General features: G+C 60.8%; 6 protein-coding genes. 3 read left to right on the forward strand and 3 right to left on the reverse strand.

Annotation, left to right across the window (positions count from 1 at the left end; genetic code table 11):
* Positions 1-310: 310 nt before the first annotated feature.
* Entirely contained in the window at positions 311-856 is a 546-nt protein-coding gene (locus tag WBB95_RS01410; RefSeq protein ID WP_424485957.1) for a TetR/AcrR family transcriptional regulator, read from the reverse strand.
* Between the two features lie 91 nt (positions 857-947).
* Here WBB95_RS01410 and WBB95_RS01415 point away from each other — a divergent pair, with 91 nt between their 5' ends.
* The 3 genes from WBB95_RS01415 to WBB95_RS01425 all read left to right on the forward strand — a co-directional run bounded on the left by WBB95_RS01415 (position 948) and on the right by WBB95_RS01425 (position 5,366).
* Entirely contained in the window at positions 948-2,150 is a 1,203-nt protein-coding gene (locus tag WBB95_RS01415) for an MFS transporter (protein ID WP_424485958.1), read from the forward strand.
* Between the two features lie 107 nt (positions 2,151-2,257).
* Entirely contained in the window at positions 2,258-3,406 is a 1,149-nt protein-coding gene (locus tag WBB95_RS01420) for a TDT family transporter (protein ID WP_424485959.1), read from the forward strand.
* A gap of 85 nt (positions 3,407-3,491) precedes the next feature.
* Entirely contained in the window at positions 3,492-5,366 is a 1,875-nt protein-coding gene (locus tag WBB95_RS01425; protein WP_424485960.1) for an MFS transporter, read from the forward strand.
* Between the two features lie 107 nt (positions 5,367-5,473).
* On the opposite strand, the gene sugE is transcribed toward WBB95_RS01425, so the two are convergent.
* The gene (sugE, locus tag WBB95_RS01430) at positions 5,474-5,788 is read right to left on the reverse strand and encodes a quaternary ammonium compound efflux SMR transporter SugE (protein WP_424485961.1); all 315 of its coding nucleotides are present in this window, start codon (positions 5,786-5,788) and stop codon (positions 5,474-5,476) included.
* A gap of 106 nt (positions 5,789-5,894) precedes the next feature.
* Positions 5,895-6,860, reverse strand: coding sequence for a bile acid:sodium symporter family protein (locus WBB95_RS01435; protein WP_424485962.1), 966 nt, complete (start codon positions 6,858-6,860; stop codon positions 5,895-5,897).
* Positions 6,861-6,931 lie beyond the last annotated feature (71 nt).

The raw sequence follows: 6,931 nt of genomic DNA on the forward strand, positions 1-6,931 counted from the left end.
CACGATGGCCGCACGCAGGCTTGAATCCGTGGGTAACCCGGCAGGACGCCGGGTTAGCCGTGTTGGGCCATGGATGGCCCGTCACGGCGGCCCACGGATTCAAGCCGGAGTGCGGGCACACCGAGCCACAGCGAGGTGCCGAGTGGTGGGGCAAGAGCGCTTTGGTTACTTTCGCGCTTTTCGAAAGTGACCCGCTGTAAGAGCGGAACCCATACCCGCCATCACCAAAACAACGGATATGTACCCAATCACCCAAAAACCCCAACCCCAAGGCCACCCCAAAAACAGGCCCTCTGGCCAGCACCCAGCCTTAACGCCTCAGCGCCAACTCAATCAACTCATGCAGCTCCTCAACCGCCAACGGCGCACTCGAAAACAAACTGCGATACACCGTGGGCGCCGCAATCAGATTCAGCAGCCGGTCCAGCGTCGGCAACACCTCCACGCCGTCCCGGTACCGGTCGAGGATAATCTGCAACTGGCCCATCAGGATGTGGCTGCAATAGTCCTTGGGATGACTGCACTGCACATCACGCATCATGTTGCGCCCCAACTCCGAACTCATTTCATCCAGATACTGCTCGCCCCAGGCCCGCAGGTCGCCACGCAAGCTCCCCGTGTCAGCCGGCTCACTGTCCGGACGCAAACGCTCCAGGGCCACATCCGCCAGCAGGGCAGAAAGGTCGCCCCAGCGCCGGTAGATGGTCGAAGGCGTGACACCTGCACGCGCAGCAATCATCGGCACGGTGACGCTGGAACGCTCATGGGCTTCCAGCAGTTCGCGCGCGGCGTTGTGCACTGATTCTTGGACCCGGGCACTGCGGCCCCCCGGGCGAAGGCCTTCTTTAATTGCCATGCCTAAAACCTTAACACAAAGAATTTGCTTTAAGCGCTCCCCGGTAGCACACTCCACAAAAGCAAAATATTAGCTTTAGCGGAGTGTGCCCATGTCTCGCGTCATTTCTCAACGGTCCAGCCTGGCGTTCCTGGTGATCACGGTGCTGACCTTTCTCGCCGCTTCCAGCGCGCCGACGCCGCTGTATCAGGTGTATCAGGACAACCTGCATTTCTCCGCCGCGATGCTCACAGTGATTTTCGGTGTCTACGCCGTCAGCCTGCTGGCAGCGCTGCTGACCGTGGGTTCACTCTCGGATTACCTGGGGCGCAAGCCGGTGATTTTCGCCGCTTTGCTGCTGAACAGTGTGGCAATGCTGCTGTTTATCACCGCCGACTCCACCGTTCACTTGATCATCGCCCGTGCCCTGCAAGGTTTCGCAACGGGAATGGCGACCGCAGTGCTGAGCGCAACGCTGCTCGACACCGACCGCGCACGCGGCCCGATGCTCAACAGTCTGGCGCCTATGCTGGGCATGGCCAGTGGCGGCCTGGGCAGTGGGTTGCTGGTGGAATTCGCACCTCGGCCGACTCAGTTGATCTACTTCATGATGCTCGGGTTGATGGTGCTGCAAGCCCTGTATGTATGGCGCTTGCGCGAAACTGTGAGCCGCATTCCAGGTGCCTTGAAATCACTGGCGCCGACGCTGCATGTGCCCCCGCAGGCGCGCCGTGCATTGTGGCTGGTCATGCCATTGAACGTGGCGGTGTGGGCGTTGGGCGGGTTCTTTTCATCATTGGCACCGTCGCTGGTGCGCGCGGCGACCGGTTCGACGTCACATCTGATCGGCGGTGGGCTGGTGGCCGTCGTCACCCTAAGTGGCGCGGTGATGATTTACAGCCTGCGCAACCGCCCGGCGGACAAGGTCATGCGCCTGTCGGCCGCGCTGTTGGCGGTGGGCGTGGCCTTGCTGCTGGTCGCCGTACAGAGCGCCAGCTTGCCGCTGTTCTTTGTCGCCAGTGTGGTTGCAGGGTTTGGCTTCGGCGGCGGCTTTATGGGCAGTGTCCGCAGTATCGTAGGGTTGGCGTTGCCCCATGAGCGCGCCGGATTGATGTCGGCGTTCTACGTGCTGAGCTACCTGGCGTTCTGCCTGCCAGCGTTGCTGGCGGGTAACCTGAGCCGGGTTTTTGGCTTGATCGCCACCACTGACGGCTACGGCGCAGTGCTGATCCTGCTCTCCCTCGGAGCGCTGGGTGGCCTGCTGTTGCAGGATTCTGTTAAAGCCAATTCGGCGAGCCAAGGCAGTAGTCACTGATCCTATATTGGCAAAATAGATAACAGTTAGAGATATTACCCGTTATATAGATATTCGATCAGGTTCTATGATGGTTTCAACCTCATGCGAGGAAGAGGATTGCCATCATGACCTGCTCGAACACCATCAGTTACAAACCTTTCAGCCACTTGACCCGTCCACGGGAAGTGATTCGCCAGTTCACCCCCAACTGGTTTGCCGCGACCATGGGCACCGGCGTGCTGGCACTGGCGTTGGCCCAATTACCGGTCAACCTGCCGGGCATGCACGCCATTGCCGAAGGGTTGTGGCTGTTCACCATTGGCTTGTTCGTGCTGTTCAGCGTTCTCTACGCGGCCCGCTGGGTGATGTTCTTCGACGAAGCGCGGCGGATCTTCGGGCACTCAACCGTGTCGATGTTTTTCGGCACCATTCCCATGGGCCTTGCGACCATTCTCAACGGTTTGTTGCTGTTCGGCCTGCCGCGTTGGGGCAGTGGCGTGGTGCCGCTGGCCGAAGCCTTGTGGTGGCTGGACGTGGCGATGGCCATGGCCTGCGGTGTGCTGATCCCGTTCATGATGTTTACCCGCCAGGAACACAGCATCGACCAGATGACCGCCGTGTGGCTGTTGCCCGTGGTCGCGGCCGAAGTCGCCGCCGCCAGTGGCGGCCTGCTCGCGCCGCACCTGGTGGACGCGCATTCGCAACTGGTCATGCTGGTGACCAGCTACGTGCTGTGGGCGTTTTCGCTGCCGGTGGCGTTCAGCATCCTGACCATCCTGATGCTGCGCATGGCCCTGCATAAACTGCCTCACGCCAACATGGCCGCATCGAGCTGGCTGGCCCTTGGCCCGATCGGCACAGGTGCGCTCGGCATGTTGCTGCTGGGCGGCGATGCGCCTGCGATCTTCACCGCCAATGGCCTGCCCGGCGTCGGCGAAATGGCCAGCGGCCTGGGCCTGGTGGCGGGCATTACCCTGTGGGGTTTTGGCTTGTGGTGGATGCTGATCGCGGTGCTGATCACCCTGCGCTACCTGCGCGCCGGTATCCCGTTCAACCTCGGCTGGTGGGGTTTTACCTTCCCGCTGGGGGTGTACGCGCTGGCTACCTTGAAGCTGGCGCGTGTGCTGCATTTGGGTTTTTTCAGCGTCTTCGGCAGTGTCTTGGTGGTGGCGTTGGCGCTGATGTGGCTGATTGTCGTCAAGCGCACCGTGCAGGGCGCTTACAAAGGCGAGCTTTTTGTTTCTCCATGCATTGCAGGACTAGCGAATAAGTAAGCGCGATTAGGTAAAGTCGTGGCCTGTCTCTCAATAAAAGCCTTCGGGCAACAAAGCCTAACAGGCCATGCAGGAAACACGGACGATGAGCCACCCCTCACAATTCACCTTGCTGCGCACACGGCGTTTCCTGCCGTTTTTCGTCACTCAGTTGCTGGGTGCCTTCAACGACAACATCTTCAAGCAATCGCTGATCCTGGCGATTCTCTACAAACTCACCCTCGACGGTGACCGCTCCATCTGGGTCAATCTCTGTGCGCTGCTGTTTATCCTGCCGTTTTTCCTGTTCTCGGCGCTGGCCGGGCAGTTCGGCGAGAAATTCAACAAGGACGCGTTGATCCGCGCGATCAAGATCGGCGAGATCGTGATCATGAGCGTGGGCGCCACGGGCTTCCTGTTCAATCACCTGGAACTGATGCTGCTGGCGCTGTTTGCGATGGGCACGCACTCGGCGCTGTTTGGCCCGGTGAAGTACTCGATCATGCCGCAGGCCCTGCACGAAGATGAGCTGGTGGGCGGCAACGGGCTGGTGGAAATGGGCACGTTTCTGGCGATTTTGGCCGGCACCATCGGCGCCGGGATCATGATGTCGTCCACCCACTATGCACCGATAGTCGCGGCGGCGATTGTGGGTGTGGCGGTGCTGGGCTACCTGGCCAGCCGCAGCATTCCTCGCGCGGCGGCTTCCACGCCGGGGTTGCGCCTGAACTGGAATATCTTCAGCGAGTCCTGGGCCACGTTGCGCCTGGGTCTGGGTCAAACCCCAGCGGTTTCGCGCTCCATCGTCGGTAACTCGTGGTTCTGGTTTGTCGGCGCGATCTACCTCACGCAGATCCCGGCGTACGCCAAGGAATGGTTGTACGGCGACGAAACCGTGGTGACGCTGATCCTCACCGTATTCTCGGTGGGCATTGCGCTGGGCTCGATGCTTTGTGAAAAACTCTCCGGCCGTAAAGTCGAAATCGGCCTGGTGCCGTTTGGCTCGTTTGGCTTGACCGTGTTCGGCCTGCTGCTGTGGTGGCACTCCGGCGGTTTCCCGCAGAACGTCCAGGCCAACGATTGGCTCGCGGTGCTCGGCTACGGCCAGGCCTGGTGGGTGTTGTTCGACATCCTCGGCCTGGGTGTATTCGGCGGCTTCTATATCGTGCCGTTGTACGCGCTGATCCAGTCGCGCACCGCCGAGAACGAACGGGCGCGGGTGATTGCGGCGAATAACATCCTCAATGCGCTGTTCATGGTGGTCTCGGCCATTGTGTCGATCCTGCTGTTGAGCGTGGCCAAGCTGTCGATCCCCGAATTGTTCCTTGTGGTGTCGCTGCTCAACATCGCGGTCAACACCTATATCTTCAAGATCGTTCCCGAGTTCACCATGCGTTTCATGATCTGGCTGCTCAGCCATTCCATGTACCGCGTGGAGCATCGCAACCTGGAGCTGATCCCGGATGAAGGCGCGGCCCTGCTGGTGTGCAACCACGTGTCGTTTGTCGATGCGCTGTTGATCGGCGGCGCAGTGCGTAGGCCGATTCGCTTTGTCATGTACTACAAGATCTACCGCCTGCCGGTGCTCAACTTTATCTTCCGTACCGCCGGGGCGATTCCGATTGCCGGGCGCAATGAAGATATCCAGATCTACGAAAAAGCCTTCACGCGGATTGCCCAGTACCTGAAGGAAGGGGAGTTGGTGTGCATCTTCCCGGAAGGCAAGTTGACCGCCGATGGCGAGATGAACGAATTTCGCGGCGGGCTGACGCGCATCCTGGAGGAGACGCCGGTGCCGGTGATTCCGATGGCGTTGCAGGGGTTGTGGGGGAGTTTTTTCAGTCGCGATCCGAACAAGGGTGTGTTTCATCGCATCTGGTCGCGGGTGGTGCTGGTGGCGGGTGAGCCGGTGGCGATTGAGGCGGCGACGCCTGCACTGTTGCAAGAACGGGTGGGGGTGTTGCGCGGGAGTGTCAGGTAGTTTTTTGCAGGCTTTAAGGGCCTCGTCGCAGGCCAGCCAGCTCCCACATTTTGATTGTGAACACGTTCAAATGTGGGCGCTGGCTGGCCTGCGATAGCGGTAGTGGCCTAAGCGCTGATCTTGAGGCCAATGAGCCCGCAAATAATCAATGCCACACTGGCCAACCGGAACAGCGCCATGGATTCCCCAAACAGAATAATCCCGGCGATGACCGTGCCCACGGCACCCACGCCCGTCCAGATGGCGTAAGCGGTGCCCAGCGGCAGCTCCTTCATGGCCAGCCCCAGCAGGCCGAGGCTGATGGCCATGGCGGCAATCGTCAGGGCGGTCGGCACGGGTTTGCTGAAACCGTCGGTGTACTTCAAACCAACCGCCCAGCCGACTTCAAACAGCCCGGCGAAAAACAGAATGATCCAGGACATGATGACCTCACTTCTATAGGTGGGGTCGTCCCCTGATTAAGCGCGCACGAGCGTCGCGGGGTCGTCCCCGCCAAGCTCGGTAGAGTGCCGAATATTGATCAGGTGATCAAGTTTCTGACGAGCGTTCCAGTGCGCGACGGTCTTCCTTTTCGCTCATGCGACGGAAGTAAGTCGAGAGCAACGCCCCGGAAATATTGTGCCAGACGCTGAACAGCGCGCTCGGCACCGCCGCCAGCGGCGAGAAGTGCGCACTGGCCAGCGCGGCGCCCAACCCGGAGTTCTGCATGCCCACTTCCAGCGCCAGCGACTTGCGCTGCGCCAATGGCAACTTGAACAGGCGACCGGTGAAATAGCCCAGCAGGTAACCGAAGGTGTTGTGCAGCATCACCACGGCCATGATCAGCAGGCCGGATTCGGCGATCTTCGCCTGGCTCGCTGCAACCACGGCTGCGACGATGATCACGATACTGACCACCGACACCAGCGGCAGCACGTCCACCGCATGGCGAACCCGTTCGCCGAGCACGCGTTGCGCGACCACACCGAGCACGATCGGCAGCAGCACCACTTGCAGGATCGACCAGAACAATTCCATGAACGACACCGGCAGCCAGGCCGACGCCAACAGCCAGATGAGTGCCGGGGTGAGCAGCGGGGCGAGGAGGGTGGTGACGGCGGCGATGGCCACCGAGAGTGCCAGGTCGCCGCGGGCCAGCCAGGTCATCACGTTGGAGGAGGTGCCGCTGGGGCAGCAACCGACCAGGATCACGCCGACGGCAATCTCCGGCGGCAGGTGGAAGGCCTGGCACAGCAGCCAGGCCACGCCGGGCATGATCACGAAATGCGCGACCACGCCGAGTGCCACGCGCCACGGATGACGGGCGACCTCGGCGAAGTCTTCAAGCTTGAGGGTCAGCCCCATGCCGAACATCACCAGGCCCAGCAGCGGCACGATGGCGCCTTTGAGGCCAATGAACCAGCCAGGCTCAAGGAACGCCAGCACCGCGAAAATCAACACCCAGTAGGCGAAGGTATTGCCGACAAAGCGGCTCAGGGCGGCGAGTGCGCGCATGGGGATGTCCTTGTTATCAGTTAAGTTCGGGAGTGCTGATGCTTGCTTGGAAACCCAATCAAATGTGGGAG

This window comes from Pseudomonas sp. (genome assembly GCF_049645325.1).
Taxonomy (GTDB): domain Bacteria; phylum Pseudomonadota; class Gammaproteobacteria; order Pseudomonadales; family Pseudomonadaceae; genus Aquipseudomonas.

Coding starts and splice junctions, on each gene's coding strand:
- WBB95_RS01410 (WP_424485957.1), bottom strand. CDS start 856: ATGGCAATTAAAGAAGGCCTTCGCCCGGGGGGCCGCAGTGCCCGGGTC.
- WBB95_RS01415 (WP_424485958.1), top strand. CDS start 948: ATGTCTCGCGTCATTTCTCAACGGTCCAGCCTGGCGTTCCTGGTGATC.
- WBB95_RS01420 (WP_424485959.1), top strand. CDS start 2,258: ATGACCTGCTCGAACACCATCAGTTACAAACCTTTCAGCCACTTGACC.
- WBB95_RS01425 (WP_424485960.1), top strand. CDS start 3,492: ATGAGCCACCCCTCACAATTCACCTTGCTGCGCACACGGCGTTTCCTG.
- sugE (WP_424485961.1), bottom strand. CDS start 5,788: ATGTCCTGGATCATTCTGTTTTTCGCCGGGCTGTTTGAAGTCGGCTGG.
- WBB95_RS01435 (WP_424485962.1), bottom strand. CDS start 6,860: ATGCGCGCACTCGCCGCCCTGAGCCGCTTTGTCGGCAATACCTTCGCC.